The sequence below is a fragment of the Sphingomonas phyllosphaerae FA2 genome (assembly GCF_000427645.1).
Lineage (GTDB): Bacteria > Pseudomonadota > Alphaproteobacteria > Sphingomonadales > Sphingomonadaceae > Sphingomonas > Sphingomonas phyllosphaerae.
Genome location: NZ_KE386571.1, coordinates 3,015,129 through 3,039,444, shown reverse-complemented (window position 1 = coordinate 3,039,444; position 24,316 = coordinate 3,015,129). Strand labels below are relative to the sequence as shown.

At 67.4% G+C, this 24,316-nt stretch carries 20 protein-coding genes and 1 tRNA gene; 12 read left to right on the top strand and 9 right to left on the bottom strand.

The features are described from left to right. Positions 1 to 71 precede the first annotated feature (71 nt). Both SPHPH_RS0114745 and SPHPH_RS0114740 read left to right on the top strand, forming a co-directional pair. A complete protein-coding gene (locus tag SPHPH_RS0114745; RefSeq protein ID WP_028967384.1) occupies positions 72 to 1,697 on the top strand; it encodes a S10 family peptidase in 1,626 nt (541 codons plus the stop codon). Next, entirely contained in the window at positions 1,697 to 3,490 is a 1,794-nt protein-coding gene (locus SPHPH_RS0114740; protein WP_028967383.1) for a DUF885 domain-containing protein, read from the top strand. The genes SPHPH_RS0114745 and SPHPH_RS0114740 overlap by 1 nt, the downstream gene beginning before the upstream one ends. A gap of 247 nt (positions 3,491 to 3,737) precedes the next feature. Here the strand turns inward: SPHPH_RS0114740 and SPHPH_RS0114735 are convergent, their stop codons facing one another. Both SPHPH_RS0114735 and SPHPH_RS0114730 read right to left on the bottom strand, forming a co-directional pair. Continuing rightward, complete coding sequence (locus tag SPHPH_RS0114735) at positions 3,738 to 4,415, bottom strand: RlmE family RNA methyltransferase (RefSeq protein WP_028967382.1); 678 nt, start codon at positions 4,413 to 4,415, stop codon at positions 3,738 to 3,740. Continuing rightward, positions 4,412 to 5,449, bottom strand: coding sequence for a Ppx/GppA phosphatase family protein (locus SPHPH_RS0114730; RefSeq protein WP_028967381.1), 1,038 nt, complete (start codon positions 5,447 to 5,449; stop codon positions 4,412 to 4,414). Before SPHPH_RS0114730 ends, SPHPH_RS0114735 begins: the two co-directional genes overlap by 4 nt. A gap of 144 nt (positions 5,450 to 5,593) precedes the next feature. On the opposite strand from SPHPH_RS0114730, the gene SPHPH_RS0114725 reads away from it, so the two are divergent. The 6 genes from SPHPH_RS0114725 (at position 5,594) to SPHPH_RS0114700 (ending at position 11,106) form a co-directional block, all read left to right on the top strand. Beyond that, a tRNA-Gln gene (locus tag SPHPH_RS0114725) sits at positions 5,594 to 5,667 on the top strand. Positions 5,668 to 5,721: 54 nt separating this feature from the next. After that, complete coding sequence (locus SPHPH_RS0114720) at positions 5,722 to 7,431, top strand: glycoside hydrolase family 43 protein (RefSeq protein WP_051273039.1); 1,710 nt, start codon at positions 5,722 to 5,724, stop codon at positions 7,429 to 7,431. An 86-nt stretch (positions 7,432 to 7,517) separates the two neighbouring features. After that, positions 7,518 to 8,450 (top strand): serine O-acetyltransferase EpsC, encoded by a 933-nt coding sequence (epsC, locus tag SPHPH_RS0114715; RefSeq protein WP_028967379.1) that lies wholly within the window; start codon positions 7,518 to 7,520, stop codon positions 8,448 to 8,450. Continuing rightward, positions 8,443 to 9,183 (top strand): gamma-glutamyl-gamma-aminobutyrate hydrolase family protein, encoded by a 741-nt coding sequence (locus tag SPHPH_RS0114710; RefSeq protein ID WP_028967378.1) that lies wholly within the window; start codon positions 8,443 to 8,445, stop codon positions 9,181 to 9,183. Before epsC ends, SPHPH_RS0114710 begins: the two co-directional genes overlap by 8 nt. A gap of 54 nt (positions 9,184 to 9,237) precedes the next feature. Continuing rightward, positions 9,238 to 9,606, top strand: coding sequence for a hypothetical protein (locus tag SPHPH_RS0114705; RefSeq protein ID WP_028967377.1), 369 nt, complete (start codon positions 9,238 to 9,240; stop codon positions 9,604 to 9,606). Between the two features lie 60 nt (positions 9,607 to 9,666). Further along, positions 9,667 to 11,106, top strand: coding sequence for an MATE family efflux transporter (locus SPHPH_RS0114700; RefSeq protein WP_028967376.1), 1,440 nt, complete (start codon positions 9,667 to 9,669; stop codon positions 11,104 to 11,106). Between the two features lie 23 nt (positions 11,107 to 11,129). Here SPHPH_RS0114700 and rpoN read toward each other — a convergent pair whose 3' ends face one another. The 5 genes from rpoN to SPHPH_RS0114675 all read right to left on the bottom strand — a co-directional run bounded on the left by rpoN (position 11,130) and on the right by SPHPH_RS0114675 (position 15,476). Beyond that, positions 11,130 to 12,599: an RNA polymerase factor sigma-54 gene (gene rpoN, locus SPHPH_RS0114695; protein ID WP_028967375.1), complete on the bottom strand. Its 1,470-nt coding sequence runs from the start codon at positions 12,597 to 12,599 to the stop codon at positions 11,130 to 11,132. A gap of 179 nt (positions 12,600 to 12,778) precedes the next feature. Continuing rightward, entirely contained in the window at positions 12,779 to 13,573 is a 795-nt protein-coding gene (lptB, locus tag SPHPH_RS0114690; protein WP_081668644.1) for an LPS export ABC transporter ATP-binding protein, read from the bottom strand. A 108-nt stretch (positions 13,574 to 13,681) separates the two neighbouring features. Beyond that, the gene (locus SPHPH_RS0114685) at positions 13,682 to 14,218 is read right to left on the bottom strand and encodes an LptA/OstA family protein (RefSeq protein WP_028967373.1); all 537 of its coding nucleotides are present in this window, start codon (positions 14,216 to 14,218) and stop codon (positions 13,682 to 13,684) included. Between the two features lie 12 nt (positions 14,219 to 14,230). After that, complete coding sequence (gene lptC / locus SPHPH_RS0114680) at positions 14,231 to 14,863, bottom strand: LPS export ABC transporter periplasmic protein LptC (protein ID WP_028967372.1); 633 nt, start codon at positions 14,861 to 14,863, stop codon at positions 14,231 to 14,233. Beyond that, positions 14,856 to 15,476: a ribonuclease D gene (locus SPHPH_RS0114675; RefSeq protein WP_028967371.1), complete on the bottom strand. Its 621-nt coding sequence runs from the start codon at positions 15,474 to 15,476 to the stop codon at positions 14,856 to 14,858. The genes lptC and SPHPH_RS0114675 overlap by 8 nt, the downstream gene beginning before the upstream one ends. Positions 15,477 to 15,745: 269 nt before the next feature. Here SPHPH_RS0114675 and SPHPH_RS21695 point away from each other — a divergent pair, with 269 nt between their 5' ends. Together SPHPH_RS21695 and SPHPH_RS0114665 are read left to right on the top strand one after the other, a co-directional pair. Continuing rightward, positions 15,746 to 16,582, top strand: a complete 837-nt coding sequence (locus SPHPH_RS21695) for a cold-shock protein (protein ID WP_028967370.1) — start codon at positions 15,746 to 15,748, stop codon at positions 16,580 to 16,582. 403 nt (positions 16,583 to 16,985) lie between these two features. Continuing rightward, positions 16,986 to 18,512 carry a peptide chain release factor 3 gene (locus tag SPHPH_RS0114665; protein ID WP_028967369.1) on the top strand — a complete coding sequence of 509 codons (1,527 nt, stop codon included), beginning with the start codon at positions 16,986 to 16,988 and terminating at the stop codon, positions 18,510 to 18,512. Between the two features lie 118 nt (positions 18,513 to 18,630). On the opposite strand, the gene mgtE is transcribed toward SPHPH_RS0114665, so the two are convergent. Then, a complete protein-coding gene (gene mgtE, locus SPHPH_RS0114660) occupies positions 18,631 to 20,043 on the bottom strand; it encodes a magnesium transporter (protein WP_028967368.1) in 1,413 nt (470 codons plus the stop codon). Between the two features lie 116 nt (positions 20,044 to 20,159). On the opposite strand from mgtE, the gene SPHPH_RS0114655 reads away from it, so the two are divergent. Further along, complete coding sequence (locus SPHPH_RS0114655; protein ID WP_028967367.1) at positions 20,160 to 20,615, top strand: peptidylprolyl isomerase; 456 nt, start codon at positions 20,160 to 20,162, stop codon at positions 20,613 to 20,615. 150 nt (positions 20,616 to 20,765) lie between these two features. Here the strand turns inward: SPHPH_RS0114655 and SPHPH_RS0114650 are convergent, their stop codons facing one another. After that, a complete protein-coding gene (locus SPHPH_RS0114650; RefSeq protein ID WP_028967366.1) occupies positions 20,766 to 21,650 on the bottom strand; it encodes a LysR substrate-binding domain-containing protein in 885 nt (294 codons plus the stop codon). Positions 21,651 to 21,959: 309 nt separating this feature from the next. Between SPHPH_RS0114650 and SPHPH_RS0114645 the strand changes: the two genes are divergently transcribed. Continuing rightward, positions 21,960 to 24,254: a CDC48 family AAA ATPase gene (locus tag SPHPH_RS0114645; RefSeq protein WP_028967365.1), complete on the top strand. Its 2,295-nt coding sequence runs from the start codon at positions 21,960 to 21,962 to the stop codon at positions 24,252 to 24,254. The last annotated feature ends 62 nt before the right edge of the window (positions 24,255 to 24,316 follow it).

The following is a 24,316-nucleotide window of genomic DNA, read 5'->3' as shown; positions in this document are numbered from 1 at the left end:
TCGACAACGGCTTGCATCGTTTCCATTGCGACGATTACACCAGCATCCCTGACCTATAAGGGGATCGCCTGATGCGCTTCGGATATGCCGCCCTCCTGCTCGCCGCCGCGACGATGCCGGCGCTGGCGCAGGACAAGGACAAGCGGCCGGCCAAGAGCAACGCCGAGATGCAGAAGGAGGAGGCGGACGCCGCCACCGCCAACGCCCCGGTCGAGGAACGCGAGGAACGCTCGAAGGGCGCGGTGACGGTCGCCGGCAAGCGGCTCGGCTATACCGCCACCGCCGGCACGCTGACGATCCGCGACATCGAGGGCAAGCCGACCGCATCGATGTTCTACACCGCCTATACGCTCGACGGCACCAAGCCGGGCACGAAGCGGCCGATCACCTATTTCTACAACGGCGGGCCGGGCAGCCCGACCTTCTGGCTGCATATGGGCTCGTTCGCGCCGGTGCGGCTCCAGACCGGCAGCCCCGAGTTCATCCGCCCCGCGCCCTACGATTTCGGCCCCAATCCCTATACCTTGCTCGACAAGACCGACATGGTCTTCCTCGACGCGATCGGCGCCGGCTATTCGCGCCCGCTCGGCGACGCCAAACCATCCGACTTCTACGGCACCGACGAGGATGCCGATGCCTTCGCCAAGGCGATCCTGCGTTATTCGACCAAGTTCGGGCGGTGGAATTCGCCCAAGTTCATCTTCGGTGAAAGCTACGGGACGCTGCGCTCGGGCGCACTCGCCTACCAGCTTCAGGACCGTGGCATGGCGCTGAACGGCGTGGTGCTGCTCAGTTCGATCATGAACTACGGTTATCGCCAGCCGGGGCTCGATCAGGTCTATCTCAACTACCTGCCGAGCTATGCCGCGACCGCCTGGTACCACACCCGACTCGCCAACCGTCCTGCGGACGTCGCAACGGTGGTGCAGCAGGCGCGCGAGTTTGCGGTCGGGCCGTATATGTCGGCGCTCGCCAAGGGGCAGAACATCACGCCGGAAGAGCGCGACAGCGTCGCACGGCGGATGAGCGAGCTGACCGGCCTGTCGCCGGACTTCCTGATCCGCAGCAATTTGCGCGTCGACCTGCCACGCTTCCAGAAGGAATTGATGCGCGGCACCCGCCAGACCGTCGGCCGGTTCGACTCGCGCTATGTCGGGGTCGACAGCGACGCGGCGGGCGAGCGACCCGAGAGCGACGTGTCCTCGGACGCGATCTCGGGCGCGTTCATCGCGACCTTCAACGATTATGCGACCCACACGCTCGGCTACAAGACCGACATGCCGTACCGGCTGTCGGCGCGCGATGCGAAGGGCTGGACGTGGAACTGGAAGCACGACTCGCCGCTGCGCGGGGGCGGGCAGCAGAACAACCCCAACACCGCGGTCGATCTGGCGGCGGCGATGCGCGGCAATCCGTATCTGCAGGTGCTGTCGATGAACGGCTGGTATGACATGGCGACGCCGTTCTTCGGGACCGAAAACGACCTCGGGCATATGATGCTCGAACCCGCGCAGCAGCGGAATCTTTCCTTCACTTACTATCCGGCGGGGCACATGACCTATCTCAATCCCGACGCCCTCGTGGCGATGAAGCGCGACCTGTCGGCGTGGTACGACCGCGCGCTGGCGGTGGCGCGTTCCGATGCGCCGCCGGTCCCGCCCACGACCGCCGCCGCGACCGGGCAGGGGCCGAACTGATGCGCGTGCTGCTCCTCGCGCTCGCCGCCCCCGCCGCGATCGCCGCTCAAGCCCCCGCCGCCTCGACCGCGGCGGAGGATGCGCGGCTGACCGCGTTCCTCGACCGCGCGTTCGACGCGCGCGTCGCGCTCAGCCCGGAGGCGCAGACCAGCCTCGGGCTCAAGACCAATTACGACAAGCTCGACGACAACACCGACGCCGCCGCGATCCGCGAACGCGACCTGTCCGAACGCCAATTGCGCGAGATGCGCGCCAGCTTCTCGCCCGCCAAGCTGGGGCCGAGCGGCAGGCTGAGCTACCGCTTGTTCGAGGATCAGGTCGAGCGCGCGCGCGACAGCTTCCGCTTCCGCAAGTGGCGCTATCCGGTGTCGACCAACGGCAGCCCGATGGGCGAGGTGCCGGCGTTCCTCATCAACAACCATCGCATCGACAGCGTCGCCGATGCCGACGCCTATGTCGCGCGGATCCGCGATTCGGAGCGGGTGATGCGGGAGACCGCCGCGCTGATGCGCGAGCAGGCGAAGATGGGGATCGTGCCCCTGAAGATGACCTATGCCCCGGTGCGGGCCGATGCGCGCAAGGTGCTGACCGGCGCGCCGTTCACCCCCGGCGCGGACTCGGCGCTGATGGCCGATTTCCGCAAGAAGGTGACCGCGCTCAAGGTGTCGGATGCGGAGAAGCAGCGGCTGTTGACGACGGCGGCGGCGGCGATGACCGGGCCGATGAAGCGCGGCTACGATCTGATGTTCACGACGCTCGATGCGATCGAGCCGCAATCGACCGGCAATTGGGGCGCGTGGAAGCTGCCGCAGGGCGCGGCCTATTACGCCGTCCGGCTGCGCGATTCGACGACCACCAATCTGACCGCCGACCAGATCCACGACCTCGGGCTGCGGCAGGTCGCCGCGATCCGCAAGGAGATGGAGGCGGTGAAGACGCGCGTCGGCTTCAACGGCACGCTCGAGCAATTCTTCGAGGTGGTCCGCACCGATCCACGCTTCAAATATCCCAACACCGAGGCGGGGCGCGAGGCGTATCTGGGCGATGCGCGCAGCTTCGTCGCGCAGATGATGGCGGCCGCGCCGCAATGGTTCGAGCGGCTGCCCAAAGCGAAGCTGGAGGTGCGCGCGGTCGAGAAATGGCGCGAGGGCACCGCCTCGACCGCCTTCTACAACCGGCCTGCGCCCGACGGATCGCGGCCGGGGATCTTCTACGTCAACCTGGTCGACATGAACCAGACGCAGAAGATCCAGCTCGACGCGATCGCCGCACACGAGGCCGCGCCGGGGCACCATTTCCAGATCGCGCGCGCGATGGAGCTGGAAGGTCTGCCCAAGTTCCGCGCGTTCGGCGGCTATGGCGCCTATGTCGAGGGCTGGGGGCTCTACAGCGAGCGGCTCGCCAAGGAGATGGGGGCATACAAGGATCCCTATGCCGAGTTCGGGATGCTCTCGAACCAAGTGTGGCGCGCGATCCGGCTGGTGGTCGACACCGGCGTGCATGCGAAGCGCTGGACCCGCGAACAGGCGGTGGCGTATTTTCGCGCCAACAGCTCGGTCAGCGACACCGACATCGCGCGCGAGGTCGACCGCTACTTCAACTGGCCGGGTCAGGCGACCAGCTACATGGTCGGCCAGCTGAAGATCGCCGAGCTGCGCGCGAAGGCCGAACGCGAGCTGGGGCCAAAGTTCGACATCCGCGGCTTCCACGAAGCGGTGCTGGGACAGGGAGCGCTGCCGCTCGACGTGCTCGAGGAGCAGGTCGACGCGTATATTGCGGCGAAGAAGGCCTGATGTCCCGTCATTGCGAGCGAAGCGAAGCAATCCAGAGTCCGACGCGTGACGCCCTGGATTGCTTCGCTTCGCTCGCAATGACGACTTAGGACAGCAGGTTTCGCCAACCACAGCCGTCACCCCGGCGGAGGCCGGGGTCCAGTTGGGAGACGCCACCGCATTCCAACGCAGCGCCCGTCACTGGACCCCGGCTTCCGCCGGGGTGACGGAAAGAAGGGGGGGTGACGGTACAAGGAGGCGACCGGCGCTATTCCTCGGAAACCGCCGCGCGCCCCTTGAACCCCTGCGCCACCACGAACCACTCGACCGAGCCCTTGCGGCTCGACGGCGGCTTGGCGTGCTTCACGGTTGTGAAATTGCGCTTCATCTCAGCGACCAGCGACGAATCCGCTCCGCCCGCAAACACCTTCGACACGAACGTCCCCCCCGGCCGCAGCACGTCGATCGCGAACGCCAGCGCGGTTTCGACCAGCGCCATCGTTCGCAACGCGTCGGTCTGCGGATGCCCGACGGTGTTCGCCGCCATGTCCGACATCACCAGATCCGGCGCGCCGCCGAGTGCTTCCATCAGCTTGCCCGGCGCGGCATCGTCCATGAAGTCCATTTCGAAGATCGTCACGCCGTCGATCGGGTCGACCGGCAACAGGTCGATCCCGACGATCGCCGCGCCCGGCGAGACGCGCCGCACCACCTGACTCCACCCGCCCGGCGCGATGCCGAGATCGACGACGCGCTTCACGCCCTTGAGCAACCCGAACCGCTCGTCGAGTTCGATCAGTTTGTACGCCGCGCGGCTGCGATAGCCCTCGGCCTTGGCGCGGCGGACATAGGGATCGTTGAGCTGTCGCTCCAGCCAGCGCGTCGATTGCGCGGTGCGGCGCTTGGCGGTCTTGACCCGCTGCCGCCCGACTCCAGCACCCCTCATGCACCCGTCTCCATCAGCCGGCGTAGGATGCCTTCGCGAATCCCGCGATCCGCGACCCCCAACCGCTCGGCGGGCCAGAGGTCCAATATGCCTTCAAGGATCGCACAACCCGCAACAACCAGATCGGCGCGCTCGCGGCCGATGCACGGCAGCTTGGCCCGCTCGGCGAGCGACATGCCGGCCAACTCCTGACTGATCGTGCGCATCGCCACGGCGGGGGCGATCAGCCCGTCGACCTGCGAACGGTCATAGCGTTCGAGCCCGAGGTGGACGCTGGCGAGCGTCGTCACGGTCCCCGACGTTCCAAGCAGCCGCGGCACACCGCCGGGCCGCGGCAATCGTGCCGCGAACGGTGCGAAGCTCTCCGCCACCAGCGTCCGCATCCGCTTATAGGCGCGCGCGCGTTCCTCGGCGGTGTTGCCGCCGCCGGCGCTCTCGGTCAGCGAAACCACGCCCCACGGCGCGCTATGCCAGTCGCGGACGCGCGGCACGGTGGTGTCGGCATCGACCAGCACCAGCTCGGTCGAGCCACCGCCGATATCGAACACCAGCGCCGGCCCGGTGCCGGGTTCGAGCAGTGCATGGCAGCCGAGCACCGCCAGCCGCGCCTCTTCCTCGGCGGAGATGATGTCGAGGTGGATGCCGGTTTCCTCCAGCACGCGCGCGATGAACGCCGCGCCGTTGCTCGCGCGGCGGCACGCCTCGGTCGCGACCGAGCGCGCCAGCGTGACGTTGCGCCGCTTCAACTTGTCGGCGCAGACGCGCAGCGCCGCGATCGTGCGCTCGATCGCGGCATCGGACAGCGCGCCGCTATGCGCGAGCCCCTCGCCGAGCCGGACGATCCGCGAAAAGGCGTCGACCACCGCAAAGCCATCACCCTGCGGCCGCGCGATCAGCAGGCGGCAATTGTTGGTGCCAAGGTCGAGCGCGGCATAATGCCGCGGCGCGCCGCGCGTATGGCGCGGCTGGGGTCGTGCCGAACGGGCAGGGCTCGGGGCCTGCCGGCGCGGCAATTGGGCGGGAAAATCCACCATTGCCGTCAACTTTCTTACATCTGCCGGACCGGGACCGCCCCTGCGATCCCCCGGTGCTTGATCTCAAGGCTACACAGTCGCGCTACGTGGGGCAAGGCAGGCGTTGACACCGCGATCTCGCGCTTATAAACGCACCCCCGCTGTTGCCCGATCCTCTAATGGTAAGAGAGCGGACTCTGACTCCGTCAATCAAGGTTCGAGTCCTTGTCGGGCATCCAGCTTCCTCTTCAAATCACTGGTCCTGAACGCACAAGCCGCTGATCGCGCTTGCGATGATAGCGCTAACGGTTACTCTGTCCCGAAAGGATCGGGAGAGGATCGTGGGTCAGAAGCTTCGGAATGGCGCGCTGCTGGGCGGCGTCGCGATCGGTCTTGCGGCATGGGCCGGCACTGCGGCGGGGCAGGTCGCGCGATTCGAGCGCTTTCGGTACGACGGCAAGGCGCAGGAGCGGGTGGCCGCCAAGGCTGACGATTATCAGAACCCGATTCTCGCCGGCTATTATCCCGATCCGTCGGTGACGCGGGTCGGTGACGATTATTATCTCGTGAATTCGTCGTTCGCGCATTTTCCCGGGCTACCGGTGTTCCGGTCGAAGGATCTGGTGAACTGGACGCAGATCGGCAATGCGATCGATCGCGCCGAGCAGCTCGACTTCACCGGGCGGCGCCTGTCGCAGGCGGTGTTCGCGCCCGACATCTCCTTCCACGACGGCACCTTCTACATCGCCAATACCTGTGTCGAATGCGGCGGCAATTTCGTCATTACCGCCAAGAACCCCGCGGGGCCATGGTCGCAGCCGATCTGGCTGCCGTTCGAGGGGATCGATCCCTCGATCTATTGGGAGGGCGATCGCGCCTATATCGTCAACAATCGCGCCCCCGCCGAGCCGCCCCGCTACGACGGGCACCGCGCGATCTGGGTGCAGGAATATGACTGGCGCGCCGGCAGGATGGTCGGCGAGAGCACGATGCTCGTCAACGGCGGGGTCGATCTGTCGAAGAAGCCGGTGTGGATCGAGGGGCCGCACCTGCTCAGGAAGGACGGCTGGTATTATCTCAGCGCGGCCGAGGGCGGGACGAGCGACAACCATTCACAGGTCGTGTTGCGGTCGCGCAGCCTGCGCGGGCCGTTCGTGCCCTATGCCGGCAATCCGATCCTGACGCAGCGCGATCTGCCGCCCGGTCGTCCGCATCCGGTCACCTCGGCGGGCCACGCCAAATTCGTCCAGACGCAGAACGGCGACTGGTGGGCGACCTTTCTCGCGACCCGCCCCTATGCCGACGGGCTCTACAATGTCGGGCGCGAGACGTTCCTGCTGCCGGTGATGTGGAAGGACGGTTGGCCACACATCCTTGAGCGCGGCGTGCCAATCCCGTTTACCGCGCCGCGCCCGAAGCTGCCCGCGGGCGCGAAGCCGATGCTGCCGACCAGCGGCGACTTCGGCTATGCGGACGATTTCCGTGGCAGCCGGCTGTCGATGCAGTGGATCGGTATCCGCACGCCGAGGCAGCCCTTCCACCGGGTCATGAACGGTACGCTCGCGCTGCAACCCGGTGCGCGCTTCGGGGACCTGAACGGCGTGCCGTCGTTCGTCGGGCGGCGGCAGCAGCATCATGTCGCGACCGTCTCGGTGACGATGCGCTACCGGCCGGGCAAGGACGGCGCGCGCGCGGGGCTGGCGGCGGTGCAGAACGACCGCTCGCTGTTGCTGTTCGGCGTGACGCGGGTGCAGGGCAAGCCGATGGTCGCGCTGTGGACCCGCGCCGATGCGGACACCGACACACTGGTCGCCAGCGCGCCGATCGACGCCGCGAAGCCGGTGACGCTGACGCTGCGCGCCGATGGTGGGACGATGGGGTTCGACTATGCGGTCGGCGGACAGCGCCGGACGTTGCGCGACGGCGTCGACGCGCGCTTCCTCAGCACCGCTCGCGCGGGCGGGTTCGTCGGGACGGTGATCGGCCCATTCGACGAACCCTGAGCAGTCCAGCTTGGGGGCACCCGCGCTGCTTCTTTCAACACCCATGATGATGATGGGATATGATGCGCGTCCAACGAGGAGCGCGCATGACCGATCAACGCAATTCAGTCCCGGTGGCGGAGGCGGTGGCCGAGTTGCGTGCTGCGCGCGGGGCGTGGCGCGCCCGGCATGACGACGGGCGCGACACCACCAGCTTTCCGTCGCGCGGTGCACTGGAGCGGGTGATCGAGCTGTTGTCCGCCGCGCTCTATCCACGTCGGCTCGGGCAGTTTCGCGGTGCGCCGGCCGAGGAAGACCGGTTCGTCGCCGCCAAGCTGCTCGCCGCCGCGACCGAACTGGAACGCGAGATCGCCGCCGAGCTGGGCTATTGGCAGGCGGAGGCGAGCAGCGGCACGTTCGACCGCGATCAGCCGGCGACGATCGTGCGGCTGTTCGTCGCCGGGTTGGGCGACATCCGGCGGCTGATCGACAGCGATGTCGAGGCGGCGTTCCTCGGCGACCCCGCCGCGCGCAGCGCCGACGAGATCCTCGTCTGCTATCCCGGCGCGATCGCCAGCCTGCATCACCGGCTGGCGCATTTGCTCTACGAACTCGGCGCGCCGATCGTCGCGCGACTGATCTCCGAATTGGCCAATGAGCGGACCGGGATCGACATCCATCCCGGCGCGACGATCGGCCCGTCGTTCTTCATCGATCACGGCACCGGCGTCGTGATTGGCGAGACGGCGATCATCGGTTCGCGTGTCAGGCTGTACCAGCACGTCACGTTAGGGGCACGAACGCCGCGTGGTGATGATCCCGATCGGCCCCGTACGCGTTACGCACGGCACCCGATCGTGGAGGACGATGTGGTGATCTATGCCGGAACGACGATCCTGGGCCGCGTGACGATCGGCGCAGGCGCGATGATCGGCGGCAACGTGTGGTTGCTGGAGGACGTGCCCGCCGGGCAGCTCGTGGTGCAGCCCGAGGCGCAAGCGCATGACAATGCGACCGATTGGCGCGCCAACGATGGGTGAGACCCGTAAGCCGGTCATCGGGGTGCTGTGCTGCAACGAAACGGTGCAGCGCCCGGTGCAGGTGGTGGCGAGCCGCTTCGTCGCGCCGCTCGCGCGCGTGTCGCAGGCGTGCGTCGTGTTGGTGCCCGCGATCGCGGAGCTATGCGACGTCGCCTCGCTAACCCATTATCTCGACGGCATATTGTTGACGGGATCGCGCTCGAACGTCGCGCCGACCCGCTATGGCGCGGCCAGCGACGAAGAGGGCGGCGTGCTCGATCGAGAGCGCGACGACGTGGCGCTGACGATGGCCGATGCGATGATTTCGGCGGGCAAGCCGGTGTTCGGGATCTGTCGGGGAATGCAGGAGATCAACGTGCTGTTCGGCGGCACCCTCTCCACCGAGCGTTGCTGCGGTCGGCATTTGCGCGGCGGCTGGGATCACGCGGATTATGCGACGCTTTTCGACCATCGGCATGAGGTGCAGCTCGCCGCCGATGGCGCGTTGGCGGCACTGACCGGGGAGCAGCGGCTGTCGGTCCATTCGGTCCACGAACAGGCGGTCGAGCGGCTCGGCGACGGGCTGACGGTCGAGGCGTGGTCGAGCGACGATGGCGTGATCGAGGCGATCGCCGCGCGCCCGAACGGCGCGGATGTGCTGGCGGTGCAATGGCATCCAGAGTGGGACGTTGAGAGCAGCGCGAGCAGCCACGCCTTTTTCGAGCAGATCGGCCGGTCGCTGCGCGCGGCGTGACGCAACAAAGCCGCGGCTCCGGCGATTGACCGTGCCATGTCACGGAGAAAGACGATGAAGCCGCTTGCCCTGCTCGTTCCGCTCGCCGCACTGGCGCTGGGAGCCTGTTCGGAACGCGCCGAGGATCACGCCGAACGGACCGGCAATGCGATGGCCTCGGATATCGAGCGCGCCTCCGACAATGTCGTGCAGAGCGTCGACTCGCTGACCGATCGTCTGGCCGATCACGTCACCAACCGCGTCGATGGCCTTGCCGCCGACCAGATCGATCGCGCCGCGGATCGCATCTCGGAAGCGTCCGACCGGCTGGAAGACGAAGTCCGCCGCCACGGCGACCGGACGCGCGACCGGGCGGGCGCAGCGCTCGAAAACGCGGGTGCCGAGCTGCGCGACCGCAACGCCGCCGACACCGACCGCAACTGATCCGGTCCCCCTGTCGCCGCGGTGGCGCGCGCGCTACAGCGGCGGTTCGAGGGGAAAAACATGGCGCGCGGACCGCAACAGGATTTGACGACCGGTCCGATCGGGCGGACGTTGCTGGTGTTCGCGCTGCCGACGCTCGGCTCCAGCATCCTGCAATCGCTCAACGGCTCGATCAACGCGATCTGGATCGGGCAATTCCTCGGCGAGCGGGCGCTGGCGGCGACCACCAACGCCAATATCATCATGTTCCTGCTGATCGCGGCGGTGTTCGGCTTCGGCATGGCCGCGACGATCCTGATCGGCCAGAATATGGGCCGCCGCGATCTCGACGCGGTGCGCCGCGTGCTCGGCACGTCGGTCGGGCTGTTCACGTTGTTGTCGATCGTTACGGTAGTCGTCGGGCTGCTCGCCGCGCCCGCGATCCTGCGCGTGCTGGCGACCCCGGCGGAGGTCTACCCGCTCGCGCTCGCCTATCTGCGCGTCATCTTCGTCGCGATGGTGCCGGGCTTTGTCGCCGTGCTGCTGACGATGGCGCTGCGCGGTACCGGGGACTCGATCACGCCGCTAAAATTTATGGCGCTGGGGTCGGCGATCGACGTCGCGCTCAACCCGCTGCTGATCCGCGGCTTGGGGCCGATCCCGGCGCTGGGGATCGAGGGATCGGCGACCGCGACGCTGATCGCCAATGCGGTCTCTCTGCTTGCGCTGCTCGTCTACATCTACCGTCGCGACCTGCCGATCCGGCTGCGGGGTGCGGAGTGGCGCTATGTCCTCCCCGATCCCACGCTGCTGCGGACGATCGTCGCGAAGGGCGTGCCGATGGGGTTGCAGATGCTGGTCGTCTCGACCTCGGCGCTGGCGATGATCGGGCTCGTCAACCGCCACGGCACTGCCACCACCGCAGCCTATGGCGCGGCGAACCAGCTTTGGACCTATATCCAGATGCCCGCGATGGCGGTTGGCGCGGCGGTCAGCGCGATGGCGGCGCAGAATATCGGCGCGGGGGCGTGGTCGCGGGTCGACCGGATCACGCGCGTCGGGATCGTCACCAACCTGGCACTGACCGGCGGACTGGTGTTGGTGCTGGCGCTGCTCGACCGCCATGTGCTGTGGCTGTTTCTTGGGCAGGACAGCGGCGCTGTGGATATCGCGGTGCGGATCAACCTGATCGCGGCGTGGAGCTTCGTGCTTTTCGGCGTGTCGATGGTGCTGTCGGCGACGGTGCGCGCGAACGGTGCGGTGGTCGGGCCGCTGGTGATCCTGGCGCTGGCGATGTTCCCGCTGCGGCTCGGGATGGCCGCCGGGCTGGAGCAGTCCTGGGGGGCGGATGCGATCTGGTGGAGCTTTCCGGCCGGATCGGTCGGCTCGATGCTGATGATGATCGCTTTCTATCGCCACGGCGGCTGGCGGCGCAGCAAGCTGCCTGCCGCGCCGCATGAGGGCGAGGAACAGGCGATGGCCGACTGTCAGCCGGCCGCGAAGACGATGCCGGTCGGCTGACGCTGGGGCCGGTCGGCTGAATCTCAGGCGCGTTGCAGCGCGCGGGCGCGGCGGCGCTGGACCGAGCTGCCGATCCCCATCGCCTCGCGATATTTGGCGACGGTGCGGCGCGCGATGTCGAAGCCTTTGGCGTTGAGCTGTTCGACCAACGTATCGTCGGACAGGATCGTGTCGCCTTCGCCCGCGATCAGCGCGCGGATCGCGCTTTTCACCGCCTCCGCCGACACCGCATCGCCGCCATCGGCCGCAGCGATCGCCGAGGTGAAGAAATATTTCAGCTCGAACACGCCGCGCGCGCAGCTGAGATATTTGTTGCTGGTCACACGGCTGACGGTCGATTCGTGCAGGTCGATCGCCTCGGCAATCTGCCGCAGCGTCAGCGGGCGGAGATGCGCGACGCCGCGCAGGAAGAACGCCTCCTGCTGCTTCACGATCTCGGTCGCGACGCGGATGATCGTCCGCTGCCGCTGGTCGAGCGCGTTGACCAGCCAGTTGGCGCTCGCAAGCTTGTCGGCGAGCCACGCCTTGCCCGCCTTGTCCTGCTTGCCGCCCGCCAGCTCGGTATAATAGCCCTTGTTGACCAGCACGCGCGGCAGCGTCGCGGCGTTCAGCTCGATCGCCCAGCCAGCCTTGGTGCGCGTCACCGACAGATCGGGGATCACCGGCGCGGGCGGTTCGCCGCCATAGCGGCAGCCCGGCTTGGGATCGTACGCGCGCAGCTCGCGGATCATGTCCGCCATGTCCTCGTCATCGACCTGACACAGCCGCTTCAGCCGCGTCAGATCGCCGCGTGCGAGCAGGTCGAGATGATCGAGCAGCCGCGCCATGCACGGATCGTAGCGGTCAACCTCGCGCGCCTGGATCGCGAGACATTCGGCAAGGTCGCGCGCGCCGACCCCCGTCGGCTCGAACCGCTGGATGATAGTCAGCACCCGCTCGACCCGGGCGACGGGGACGCCCAGCCGCTGCGCCAGCTCCGCGATATCGGCGCGTAGATAGCCGGCCTCGTCGATCTGGTCGATCAGCGCGCGCGCGATGAACAGCTCCGCCTCGTCGAACGCCGCCCCCGCCTGCGCGAGTAGCACATCGGCGAGGCTTTCGCTGGTATCGGCGAATGCGTCGAGGTCGGGCGCCTCGCCCGAGCCGCTTGCGGGCGCCGCGCTCGACGACAGCCCGGCATGGTCGGCCTGCGAGTCGTCGAAGCGTTCGGCGGCGATATCGACGTCGAGTGTCTCGCCGGTCGCCTCGCCCGACACGACGAGTTCGTCGGCTCCGGCCGGTTCGTCTCGGGTCGGCGTCTCGACCGGAACCGCTTCCGGTGCGTCGTCGCCACCGGGCGTCGCCTCCAGCAACGGATTGCGTTCGAGTTCCTCGGCGATCACGCCCTCGATCTCAAGATTGCTCAGCGCCAGCAGCTTGATCGCCTGCTGAAGCTGCGGCGTCATCACCAGCGATTGCGATTGGCGCAGGTCGAGGCGCGGGGCGAGACTCATTTCGCTACGACCCGTCGCCCCTGCGCAGGCAGGGGCCTATGACCGTCGAGTTTCGACGGGCGGCGGGACACATAGGCCACCAACTGTGTGTCGAGGTTGTACTCGCAATCGGCAGGCATGGGCCCCTGCCTGCGCAGGGGCGACGGGTCGGAGAGGGCATGCATCCCGACCCGCATCGCCTACAGCGCGAAATCCTCGCCCAGATAGAGCCGGCGGACGTTTTCGTCGCGCACCAGTTCGTCCGGGCTGCCGGTGAAGAGCACCTTGCCGTCGTAGATGATGTAGGCACGATCGACGATGTCGAGCGTCTCGCGCACATTGTGGTCGGTGATCAGCACCCCGATGCCGCGATCCTTCAACTGGCAGACCAGATTGCGGATGTCGGCGATCGAGATCGGGTCGATCCCCGCGAACGGCTCGTCGAGCAGCATGATCGACGGATCGGCCGCCAGCGCGCGTGCGATCTCCGCCCGCCGGCGCTCGCCGCCCGACAGCGCCATCGCGGGGGCATCGCGCAGCCGCGTCAGCCCGAATTCGCCGAGCAATTGCTCCAGCTTGTCGGCGCGCGCCGCGGCATCCGGCTCGGAAAGCTCGAGCACGGTCGAAATGTTCTTCTCGATCGTCAGCCCGCGGAAGATCGACGTTTCCTGCGGCAGATAGCCGAGCCCGAGGATCGCGCGGCGGTACATCGGCAGCCCGGTGATATCGTCGCCGTCGAGCATGATGCGGCCCGAATCGGGCTTCACCAGCCCCATCACCGAATAGAAGCAGGTCGTCTTGCCCGCGCCGTTCGGCCCGAGCAGCCCGATCACCTCGCCACGACCGACCGTTACCGACACGTCGGTCAGCACGACCCGCTTGTCATAGCTCTTCGCGATCGAGACGACCTGCAGGCCGCTGCCAAGCTCGGCCTCGTGGATCGGCTCCACCCGGTCGAGCCCTTCGCGGTTCAGCGTCGTCGTGGTGCCGTCCATCGTCTGTCGCTCTCTCAGAACAGGGTTACCGCTTCGTCAACGCCGCGCCTGGCAGGATTCATGCAGGAAGCCGAAGCCGACGGGAACCCCCGACGTGCCGCAGCGCGATCAGTTGCGCTTCGGCACCGAGAAGGTGCCGGTGACGCGCCCGCCCGGCGCCTGCGTGACTGCGCCGGTACCCGCGGCCGCACCGCCGGCGACCGACGACCCGTCAATCACCGCGCGACCGTTATCGAGGTTGATCGTCAGCCGCCCGCCGTTGACGGTATTGCCGCCCTGCGTCAGCTTCACCCCGCCCAGCATCGTGATGACGCGGCGGTTGAGATCGTAGACGCCGAACTGGCTGCGCGCGGTCTGGTCGGGGCGCACCACCGTCACCCCGCCGCTGGCGTCGAGGCGTGACACCTGCGGGCTGCCGTCGATCACCTGACCGGTATAGGCGACGGTCATCCGCTGCGCGGTCAGCGTCATCTCGGACTGGCGCACCTTGACGTTGCCCGACAGCACCGCACGATTGGCGCGATCCTGCAATTCGATGTGATCCGCGCCGAAATCGATCGGTGCGGCGGTGTCGTGCCGAGTCTGCGACGCCGCGGGAACGGCGAGCATCGTCAGCAGGGCAGGGGCGACGGCAAGGCGCAACATGCGGGGGCTTCTCTATTTTTTGGGGGTGAACCGCAAGCGGGCATTGCCGTCGAGCGTGACGGTGCGCGCCTCCAGGTCGGCGCGCATCGTGTCGCCGCGGAATGTGCCCTGGCGCACGGTGCCGGTCGCCGCGCCGGTCGAGCGGAGACGTCGCGATTTCAGGTCGACGACCGCATTGTCGGTGTCGAGCGTGTAGTTGTTGGGCCCGCGCACCTTGATCGGGCCGTCGACGTTCACCTGCTCGCTGTCCATGTCGTAGCGGCCGGTCGGCGCGGTGAGCGTCGCGGGGCCGTCCGACAGCTGGATCGCGGCGGCCATTTCGGCGATGCGCACGATCGGCTCCGCGGAGCTTTTCTGTACCGCCGAGCCGGCGTCGAGTTCGAACGGCTGCCCCTTGGCATCGGTGCCGCGATAGCGCGCCTCGCGCAGCTTCATGCGTTCCTTGGCGACCTCGACGCGGTTCTTGTCGAGAACGAACGACGCGTCGCCGCCCATCGTCAGCGGCGCCATGACCAGAAACGCGAACAACACGCCGATCGACACCGGCAACGCACGGTTGGCAATCGCGATGACGCGATCGTGCCGTCCGCCGGGCTGCGCCCAGCGTTGCCGTTCCGATCGGACGCGAAGCGCGACGTCAGACATGCGCGAAGATGTCCACCTCCGGCCAGCCCGCCAGATCCAGCTCGGCACGCGCCGGCAGGAAGTCGAAACACGCCTGCGCCAGTTCGGTGCGGCCCTCACGCGCCAGCCGACGGTCGAGCTCTTCCTTCAGACGGTGCAGATAGCGCACGTCCGACGCCGCGTAGTCGCGCTGCGCATCGCTCAGCACCGGGCCGCCCCAGTCCGACGATTGCTGCTGCTTCGAGATGTCCTGCCCCAGCAATTCGCGCACCAGCTCCTTCAATCCGTGCCGGTCGGTATAGGTCCGCACCAGCCGCGACGCGGTCTTCGTGCAATAGACCGGCGCGGCCACGACGCCGAGATAGTGACGGATCGCCGCAATGTCGAAGCGCCCGAAATGATAGAGCTTCAGCCGGGCCGGATCGGCCAGCACCTGCCGCAGCACCGGCGCGGCATAATCGCTGCCCGGCGAGAAGCGCACGAGATGCTCGTCCCCGCCGCCATCCGACAATTGCACCAAGCACAGACGATCGCGTGGGGTGATGAGCCCCATCGTCTCGGTATCGACGGCGATTGCGGCGCCGGCGGCGAACACGTCGCCGGGCAGGTCTTCTTCATGCAGATATACAGCCATATGTGGCCTGTAACGGCGCGGGTCGCCGGGCTCAATCGCTTCGTGACTCGCGTGCCCCGGGACGACGGAACGTGGCAACAATACGACCGATCCGCGGCACTTGGCAGTCATTGCTTGAAAAGATGCGGAAAACGATTCGCAGGGCGGCGCAAGATGGTCTATGGAGGTGATGAGGCGCAGTAGGTCCTGCGTCGAGGGGAGCCGCGTTCGCCGTCCTGCGCGTGGCCCTGATGAGAGTTATCGGGCGGACCGGGAAGACGAACAGGGTTATGGGTTACGACAAGGGCGGCCGCGGGCAGCGCGGCGGGCGTGGGCGCGACAAGCGCGACGGCTTCGGCGGCGGTGACGATTTCGGCGGCGGCGGCGGTTTTGGTGGCGGCGGCTTCGGCGGCGGCTTTGAAGATCGTGGCGGCGGCGGCTTTGGCGGCGGTCGTGGCTTCGGTGGTGGCGGCGGTGGCTTCGGCGGCGGCGGCGGCGGTGGTTTCCGCGGCGGCGGTGGCGGCGGCTTCGGTGGTGGCGGCGGTGGCCGCGGCTTCGGCGGCGGTGGCGGCATGCCCCCGCAGGTCGTTGGCGAAGGCACCGGCGTGGTCAAGTTCTTCAACGGACAGAAGGGCTTCGGCTTCATCGTCCGTGATGACGGCGGCGAGGACGTGTTCGTGCACATCTCGGCGGTTGAGCAGGCGGGGCTGTCGGGTCTGGCCGAGGGTCAGCCGCTCGGCTTCACCCTGGTCGATCGCGGTGGCCGCGTGTCGGCGACCGATCTGAAGATCGACGGCGAGCCGATGGCCGTCACCGATCGTGCGCCGCCGCGTGAAGGTGGCTTCGGCGACCGTGGCGATCGCGGTCCGCGCGCCGGTGGTGCAGCGGGTGGCGCGCAGCGTCAGCTGACGGGCGAGAAGGCGACGGGCACCGTCAAGTTCTTCAACGCGATGAAGGGCTTCGGCTTCATTCAGCGCGACGACGGACAGCCGGATGCGTTCGTGCACATCTCGGCCGTCGAGCGCGCGGGCATGCCGACGCTCAACGAAGGCGACCGCCTCAGCTTCGAGATCGAGGTCGACCGTCGCGGCAAGTATGCAGCCGTCAACCTGGAGTCGGGCAGCTAAGCAGCCCGGTTCCTCGTGAACGACCGGCGGCCCGCTCGACACACGTCGGGTGGGCCGTTGTCGTTTTTGACCCGCTCCCTTTGCGTCGCCCCGGACTTGATCCGGGGCCCAGCTTCTTGCTCAACCGAGGTCAGAAGAAGCGGGATCCCGGATCAAGTCCGGGATGACGAGGGGAGGCAGGCGACCATTGAATGTCGATCGTCCCTAGTCCGCCGGCGCGACTTCGTGGCCCCGACCTCAATCCGATAGGGCCCGCCGCTTTCGTTTTGGGAAGACGCGCCCCCCCGGGTCACACCCGGGACGACGGTGAGGACTTCCACTGTCCCTGCGCGCGCCATCCTGCTATTCGCGCGCTCCACATCGCCGCGAGATCGCGGCGCTTGCCTGAATCGCTGGAATCCGAATGACGTCACCCCGCCGTACCTTTGCGATCATCTCCCACCCCGACGCGGGCAAGACGACGCTGACCGAAAAGCTGCTCTATTTCGGCGGCGCGATCCATCTCGCCGGCGAGGTCAAGGCGCGCGGGCAGAACCGGCGCGCCCGCTCCGACTGGATGAAGATCGAGCAGCAGCGCGGCATTTCGGTGACGTCCAGCGTGATGACCTTCGAAAGCGGCGGCATCACCTTCAACCTGCTCGACACGCCGGGGCACGAGGATTTCAGCGAGGATACCTACCGCACGCTGACCGCGGTCGACTCGGCGATCATGGTCATCGATGCCGCGCGCGGTATCGAGGCGCAGACCCGCAAGCTGTTCGAGGTCTGCCGCTTGCGCTCGGTGCCGATCATCACCTTCGTCAACAAGGTCGACCGCGAGGGGCGGCCGACGTTCGAACTGCTCGACGAGATCGCCGACATGCTGGCGCTCGACGTCTGCCCGATGACGTGGCCGGTCGGGATGGGCGGCACGTTCGAGGGTATCCTCGACCTGTCCACCAACCGCATCGCGCGTCCCGAGGGCGACAGCCGGCTGTTCCAGGGCAAGACCGAAGACGCGCCGATCCTGCCCGAGGCAGTGGCGGAGGAGGTCGAACTGGCGCAGGCCGGCTACGCGTCGTTCGATGCCGAAGCATATCGCAACGGCGATCTGACCCCGGTCTATTTCGGCTCCGCCCTCAAGGATTTCGGCCCCGCCGACCTGATCGCGGCGCTGAGCGCCTACGCGCCGCCTCCGCGTCCGCAACCCGCCGAGCCCGCGCCGGTCGCGCCGGAAGAGAAGGAAGTCACCGGTTTCGTCTTCAAAGTGCAGGCCAATATGGACCCGCAGCACCGCGACCGCATCGCGTTCATGCGGCTGTGTTCGGGCACCTTCAAGCGCGGCATGAAGCTGACCCCGACCGGGCACGGCAAGCCGATCGCGGTCCACTCGCCGATCCTGTTCTTCGCACAGAACCGCGAGGTGGCCGACGAGGCCTATCCTGGCGATATCATCGGCATCCCCAACCACGGTACGCTGCGCGTCGGCGATACGCTGAGCGAGAAGGCCGATGTGCGCTTCACCGGGCTGCCCAATTTCGCACCCGAAATCCTGCGCCGCGTCGCGCTGAAGGACCCGACCAAGACCAAGCAGTTGCGCAAGGCGCTCGACGACATGGCCGAGGAGGGGGTGACGCAGGTCTTCTATCCCGAGATCGGCAGCAACTGGATCATCGGTGTCGTCGGACAACTGCAGCTCGACGTGCTGCTCAGCCGGCTCGATGCGGAATATAAGGTCGCCGCCGGCCTGGAACCGGCGCCGTTCGACACCGCGCGCTGGATTTCGGCGGACGATCCGGCGGAGTTGAAGAACTTCACCGACCTGAATCGCGCCGCCATGGCGAAGGATCGCGACGGTAACCCGGTGTTCCTCGCCAAGAGCGCGTGGGAGGTCGGCTATGTGCAGGACCGCTATTCGAAGGTGAAGTTCGCCGCCACGCGGGAGCGGTAAGCCAGCCTTTGACCGTCATCCCCGCGGAGGCGGGGATCCAGACGCGCAGGTTTGTCGATAGAGCCGACGAGTCAGAGGTTCTGGATTCCCGCCTACGCGGGAATGACGGGGGAGGGCGCTAACCGCCCAGCCCCCACAGCGCCGCCAGACCGAGGAAGGTGAAGAACCCCAGCGAATCGGTGCAGGTCGTGACGAACACCGACGACGCGACCGCCGGATCGACGTCGAAGCGGTCGAGCGTCACGGGCACCAGCACACCCGCCAGCCCGGCGACGATGTTGTTGATGAACAACGCCAGCCCGAACACCATCGCCAGCGCCGGATTGCCGAACCACAGATACGAGCCTGCACCGACCAGCAGCCCGAGCCCGACGCCGTTGCTCCCCGCGATCCGCAGTTCGCGGACGATCATCCGCATCGTGTTCGACCCAGTCAGCTGATTCGTTGCGAGCGCGCGCACGACGACCGCGAGCGTCTGCGTCCCGGCATTGCCGCCCATCCCGCTGACGATCCCCATCAATTGCGCGAGCACCGCGAAGCGCGCGATCCGCTCGTCGAACAGGCCGACAACGGTGGCGGCCAGCATCGCGGTCGGCAGGTTGATCAGCAACCACGTCAGCCGGGTGCGCACCGTAAACCGGATCGGCTCGTTGATGTCGCCTTCGCCCGCGCCCGACAGCCGCAGCGCGTCCTCGCCCGCTTCCTGCTGGATGATGTGGACTACGTCGTCGACCGTGATCATCCCGACCAGCCGGCCGGAACCGTCGACGACCGCAGCGGAGATCAGCGCATATTTCTGGAAGCGTAGCGCGACCTCTTCCTGGTCCATATCGACCGGAATCAGTGTCTGCTCGCGCTGCATGACGTCGGCGATCGCGATGCTGCGCGGGGTGCGCAGGATCCAGCTCAGCGAACAGGTGCCGACCGGCTCGTGCGTCGGGTCGACGACGAAGATTTCCCAGAAGTCGGTGGTCAGCGTCTCGTCGGCGCGCAGATAGTCGAGCACGTCGCCGACCGTCCAATGCTCGGGCACCGCGACCAGATCGCGCTGCATGAGGCGCCCGGCCGATTCCTCGGGATAGGACAGCGCCTCCTCGATCGCGGCGCGATCGTCTGGCTCCATGGCGCGCAGGACCTCGCGCTGGTCCTCCGGCTCCATGTCCTCGATGATCGCGACCGCGTCGTCAGTATCGAGTTCGCTGGCGATGTCCGCGACTTGCCGCGCGTCGAGCGCGTCGATCAGCGCCTCGCGGACATAGTCGTTCATTTCCGCGAACACGTCTGCGTCGAGCAGGTCGCTGACCGCCGCGGCGAGATCGCGACGGCAATCCTCGGGGGTCAGCTCGAACAGGTCGGCGATGTCGGCGGGGTGGAGCGGCTCGACCAGCGCATGCGCCTCGGCGACGTCGCCGGCCTCGACCGCGTCGAGCACCGCGCGGACGAACTCGGGCTTCAGCCGATCGTCCTCGTCGAGACGCTCTTCGCGGTCGTCCTGGTCCTCGTACGCATCGCGCAGCTCGGTCTCGCTCATGTGCCGGCTCCCTGATTGCGCGTCGACGCCCCGGCACCTAGCGCGGGCGTCATGTATTTGCCAGCCGGGCGCGGGACCGATAGGGGCGCGCACATACGGCAAGAAAGGAACTGCCTGTGACCGAGACCTATTCCACGCTGACCCTGACGCTGGACAGTGGTGACGTGACGATCAAGCTGCGCCCCGATCTGGCGCCCGAGCATGTCGCACGCATCGCCGAACTGGCCAATGAAGGCTTTTACGACGGCGTGGTGTTCCACCGCGTGATTCCGGGCTTCATGGCGCAGGGCGGCGATCCGACCGGCACCGGGATGCACGGATCGGACAAGCCGAACCTCAAGCAGGAATTCTCGAAGGAGCCTCACGTGCGCGGGACCTGCTCGATGGCGCGGACGATGGACCCAAATTCGGCAAATTCGCAGTTCTTCATCTGCTTCGATGACGCGCGCTTCCTCGACGGCCAATATACCGTCTGGGGTCAGGTGACCGACGGCATGGAGCTGATCGACGCGCTGCCCAAGGGCGAGCCGCCCGCGAACCCGGGCAAGATCGTATCGATGAAGGCGGCCTGATCCTGTTGCGACTCGTCCCGCGGGCCGGGACGAGTCGCGGCCTCTCTCCGTCATTCCCGCGAAGGCGGGAATCCAGAACCTCTGACGTAAGCGACTCTTGCGAGAACCTGCGCGTCTGGATTCCCGCCTTCGCGGGAATGACGATCGAGGTCACCCTTCCCGCAAAGTCCGAATCAGCCAGTCGCGGAAGATTTTGACCGGCTTGGTCTGGAGCGCGCGCGGGCGGCACGCGAACCAGTAGCTGTACGGGCTGGTGACATCGATATCGAACAACCGCACCAGTCGCGGGTCGTTCGCGTCCTGAAAGTGGTTCTCGTGCATGAAGGCGACGCCGAGCCCCTGCGCCGCCGCCTCCAGAATCAGCACGCCGGTATCGAAATAGTCGATCGCGACCGGCTCCATCCCCGGATAGCCCGCCGCCTGGCTCCATGCCGCAAACGTATCGGGCATGTCGCGATGTAGCAGCACGCTATGTTGGCGCATCTGTTCGGGCGAACGCAGCGGCTTCGGCCCGTCGAGCAAGCCGCGCGCACCGATCGGATACACCATGTTGCGGTCGAGCCGCTCCGAATACAGCATCGGGTCAATATCGCGTGCGACGACGATCACCGCATCGAGCCCCTCGCCGAGTCGCGCCAGCGCATTGCCGCCGGTGTCGATGTCGAGGTGCAGTTCGGGATGCGCGGCGCGCAACTCGCCCAGCCGCGGGAACAGCCGTTGCGACGCGTACAAGGGCAACACGCCGAGCCGCAGCCGCAGCACCTCGTTGCCGCTGGTCATCCCCTCGATCGCGTCGGACATGCCGTCGAGCGCAGGGGCGATCGCCGCGAGCAGTCGCTCGCCATCGGCATTGGGGACCATTGCCTGATGGCGGCGATCGAACAGCGGGCGCGAGATGAAGCGTTCCAGCGTCTGGATACGTCGGCTAAGTGCCGGAGGCGACAGCGCAAGCTCCTGCGCCGCGGCCTTGATCGAGCCGAGTCGCGCGACGGCCACGAAGGCCTCGATCGCAGTGAGGGGCGGAAGCCGGCGCATGGCAGGATCGCAGGATGGTCCAGAATGGCTGTTGCGGTGCATCATGCAACATCCGGCCACGCACGCAACAACAATCGCCGCAACAGTTGCACAAAATGCAAGCATACCGCTACCATTTCGCACTTGCGAAGGCGCATGCCGCGGCGCACATAGGACGGGCCTTTCAGGCATCCTCTCCTAAAAACTTCAAACGGCCGGCCCTTTGGGGCTGGCCTTTTTTTCGTCTTCGCGCGGCGGGGTGCCGTCTCGCAATGCGGAACCACCGCCCTATCTTCTGCGCTCGGCCACTGGCCGCGCGAAAGGAACGACATGGCGGATGCCGACGAGACAGTGGTGAAGTTGCAGGTCGCGAACGCGCGGCCGGAGGATAGCGGGCGCGGCGTCGCGCATCTGCCGCGCGCGGTGTTCGCGGCGCTGGGGATCACCGACGGCGACGTCGTGGAGATCGTCGGCAAGAAGACCACCCCGGCGCGCGCGATCGGCCCCTATGCCGAGGACGAAGGACTGGAGCTTGTCCGTATCGACGGGTTGCAGCGCGCCAATGCCGGGGTCGGCTCGGGCGATTTCGTCGAGGTGCGCCGCGCTGAGTCGAAGGCCGCGACGCGCGTCGTGTTCGCCCCGGCGCAACAGAACCTGCGCTTGCAAGGCTCGACCAACGCGCTGAAGCGGACCTTCTTCGGCCGGCCGCTGTGCGCGGGCGACATCGTCGCGACCGCCGGGCACCAGCGCGTCCAGAACATGCCGCCGGGAATGGAGCGCTACGTCAACGCGCCGGCCTACGCCTTGCAGGAGATCCGGCTGCTCGTGGTCTCGGCGAGCCCGAAAGGTGTCGTCCATATCGACGAGAGCACCGAGATCGAGCTGCGCCCCGAATATGAGGAGCCGCAGGCCGCGCGGCGCGCCGACGTCACCTATGACGATATCGGCGGCATGGGGCAGACGATCGACCAGCTCCGCGAGATGGTCGAGCTGCCGTTGCGTTACCCCGAACTGTTCCAGCGGCTCGGCGTCGATCCGCCCAAGGGCGTGCTGCTGCATGGGCCGCCCGGCACCGGCAAGACGCGGTTGGCGCGCGCGGTGGCGAACGAGTCGGACGCGCAATTCTTCCTCATCAATGGGCCCGAGATCATGGGCTCGGCCTATGGCGAGTCCGAGCAGCGGCTGCGGCAGGTGTTCGAGGAGGCCAGCAAGGCCGCGCCGTCGATCGTGTTCATCGACGAGATCGATTCGATTGCGCCAAAACGCGGCCAGGTGTCGGGCGAGGCGGAAAAGCGCGTCGTCGCGCAATTGCTGACGCTGATGGACGGGCTGGAGGCGCGCGCCAATCTGGTCGTGATCGCGGCGACCAACCGCCCCGAGGCGATCGACGAGGCGCTGCGCCGGCCGGGCCGCTTCGACCGCGAGATCATCGTCGGCGTCCCCGACGAGCGCGGGCGGCGCGAGATCCTCGGTATCCACACCCGCGGCATGCCGCTGGGCGAAGGCGTCGAGCTGAACGATCTGGCGCGCCAAACCTTCGGCTTCGTCGGCGCCGATCTGGCGGCGTTGACCCGCGAGGCGGCGATCGAAGCGGTGCGGCGGATCATGCCGCGGCTCAACCTCGAGGACCGCACGATCCCCGCCGAGGTGCTCGATATGCTCGCGGTGACGCGCGAGGATTTCACCGAGGCGCTCAAGCGCGTCCAACCGAGCGCGATGCGCGAGGTGATGGTGCAGGCGCCGACCGTAAAATGGTCGGACGTCGGCGGGCTCGACGATGCGCAGATGCGGCTGAAGGAAGGCGTCGAGCTGCCGCTGAAGGACCCGGATGCGTTTCGCCGGCTGGGTATTCGTCCGGCCAAGGGCTTCCTGCTCTATGGGCCGCCGGGGACGGGCAAGACCTTGCTCGCCAAGGCAGTGGCGCGCGAGGCGCAGGCGAATTTCATCGCCACCAAATCGAGCGACCTGCTCAGCAAATGGTATGGCGAGAGCGAGCAGCAGATCGCGCGGTTGTTCCAGCGCGCGCGCCAGGTCGCGCCGACGGTGATCTTCATCGACGAACTCGACTCGCTGGTGCCGGCGCGCGGCGGCGGACTGGGCGAGCCGCAGGTGACCGAGCGCGTGGTCAACACGATCCTTGCCGAGATGGACGGGCTGGAGGAACTTCAGTCGGTGGTGGTGATCGGGGCGACCAACCGGCCGAACCTGATCGACCCGGCGCTGTTGCGACCGGGGCGGTTTGACGAGCTGGTCTATGTCGGGGTGCCGAATGCCGCGGGTCGGCGGCGGATCCTCGACATCCAGACGCAGAAGATGCCGCTGGCGCCCGATGTCGATCTCGACGCGGTGGCGGCGCGGACCGAGCGCTTCACCGGTGCCGATCTGGAGGACGTGGTGCGGCGCGCCGGCCTGATCGCGTTGCGTGAGTCGCTCGACACGCGCGAGGTGCGCCGTGCGCATTTCGAGCGCGCGCTGGAGGAAAGCCGCGCGAGCGTCACCCCCGAGGTGGAGCGCGAGTATGAGCAGATGGCGGCGCGGCTGAAGCAGGAGGCGAATGCGATCCAGCCGATCGGCTTCATCTCGCCGGGGCAGTTGACCGCGCGGCCGGGCGGCAAGGAGGTTTAGGCCCCGTACATCGTCGCCCCGGACTTGATCCGGGGCGCCGCTTCTTCGCGACAGAAGTATGA

What these genes read in the sequence shown, in the direction of transcription:
- SPHPH_RS21695 (WP_028967370.1), top strand. Translation starts at nt 15,746, where the DNA reads ATGGGTTACGACAAGGGCGGCCGCGGGCAGCGCGGCGGGCGTGGGCGC.
- SPHPH_RS0114685 (WP_028967373.1), bottom strand. Translation starts at nt 14,218, where the DNA reads ATGTTGCGCCTTGCCGTCGCCCCTGCCCTGCTGACGATGCTCGCCGTT.
- rpoN (WP_028967375.1), bottom strand. Translation starts at nt 12,599, where the DNA reads ATGAGTCTCGCCCCGCGCCTCGACCTGCGCCAATCGCAATCGCTGGTG.
- SPHPH_RS0114730 (WP_028967381.1), bottom strand. Translation starts at nt 5,449, where the DNA reads ATGGTGGATTTTCCCGCCCAATTGCCGCGCCGGCAGGCCCCGAGCCCT.
- SPHPH_RS0114675 (WP_028967371.1), bottom strand. Translation starts at nt 15,476, where the DNA reads ATGGCTGTATATCTGCATGAAGAAGACCTGCCCGGCGACGTGTTCGCC.
- lptC (WP_028967372.1), bottom strand. Translation starts at nt 14,863, where the DNA reads ATGTCTGACGTCGCGCTTCGCGTCCGATCGGAACGGCAACGCTGGGCG.
- SPHPH_RS0114740 (WP_028967383.1), top strand. Translation starts at nt 1,697, where the DNA reads ATGCGCGTGCTGCTCCTCGCGCTCGCCGCCCCCGCCGCGATCGCCGCT.
- SPHPH_RS0114735 (WP_028967382.1), bottom strand. Translation starts at nt 4,415, where the DNA reads ATGAGGGGTGCTGGAGTCGGGCGGCAGCGGGTCAAGACCGCCAAGCGC.
- SPHPH_RS0114745 (WP_028967384.1), top strand. Translation starts at nt 72, where the DNA reads ATGCGCTTCGGATATGCCGCCCTCCTGCTCGCCGCCGCGACGATGCCG.
- SPHPH_RS0114700 (WP_028967376.1), top strand. Translation starts at nt 9,667, where the DNA reads ATGGCGCGCGGACCGCAACAGGATTTGACGACCGGTCCGATCGGGCGG.
- lptB (WP_081668644.1), bottom strand. Translation starts at nt 13,573, where the DNA reads ATGGACGGCACCACGACGACGCTGAACCGCGAAGGGCTCGACCGGGTG.
- epsC (WP_028967379.1), top strand. Translation starts at nt 7,518, where the DNA reads ATGACCGATCAACGCAATTCAGTCCCGGTGGCGGAGGCGGTGGCCGAG.
- SPHPH_RS0114710 (WP_028967378.1), top strand. Translation starts at nt 8,443, where the DNA reads ATGGGTGAGACCCGTAAGCCGGTCATCGGGGTGCTGTGCTGCAACGAA.
- SPHPH_RS0114650 (WP_028967366.1), bottom strand. Translation starts at nt 21,650, where the DNA reads ATGCGCCGGCTTCCGCCCCTCACTGCGATCGAGGCCTTCGTGGCCGTC.
- SPHPH_RS0114720 (WP_051273039.1), top strand. Translation starts at nt 5,722, where the DNA reads ATGATAGCGCTAACGGTTACTCTGTCCCGAAAGGATCGGGAGAGGATC.
- SPHPH_RS0114705 (WP_028967377.1), top strand. Translation starts at nt 9,238, where the DNA reads ATGAAGCCGCTTGCCCTGCTCGTTCCGCTCGCCGCACTGGCGCTGGGA.
- SPHPH_RS0114645 (WP_028967365.1), top strand. Translation starts at nt 21,960, where the DNA reads ATGGCGGATGCCGACGAGACAGTGGTGAAGTTGCAGGTCGCGAACGCG.
- mgtE (WP_028967368.1), bottom strand. Translation starts at nt 20,043, where the DNA reads ATGAGCGAGACCGAGCTGCGCGATGCGTACGAGGACCAGGACGACCGC.
- SPHPH_RS0114665 (WP_028967369.1), top strand. Translation starts at nt 16,986, where the DNA reads ATGACGTCACCCCGCCGTACCTTTGCGATCATCTCCCACCCCGACGCG.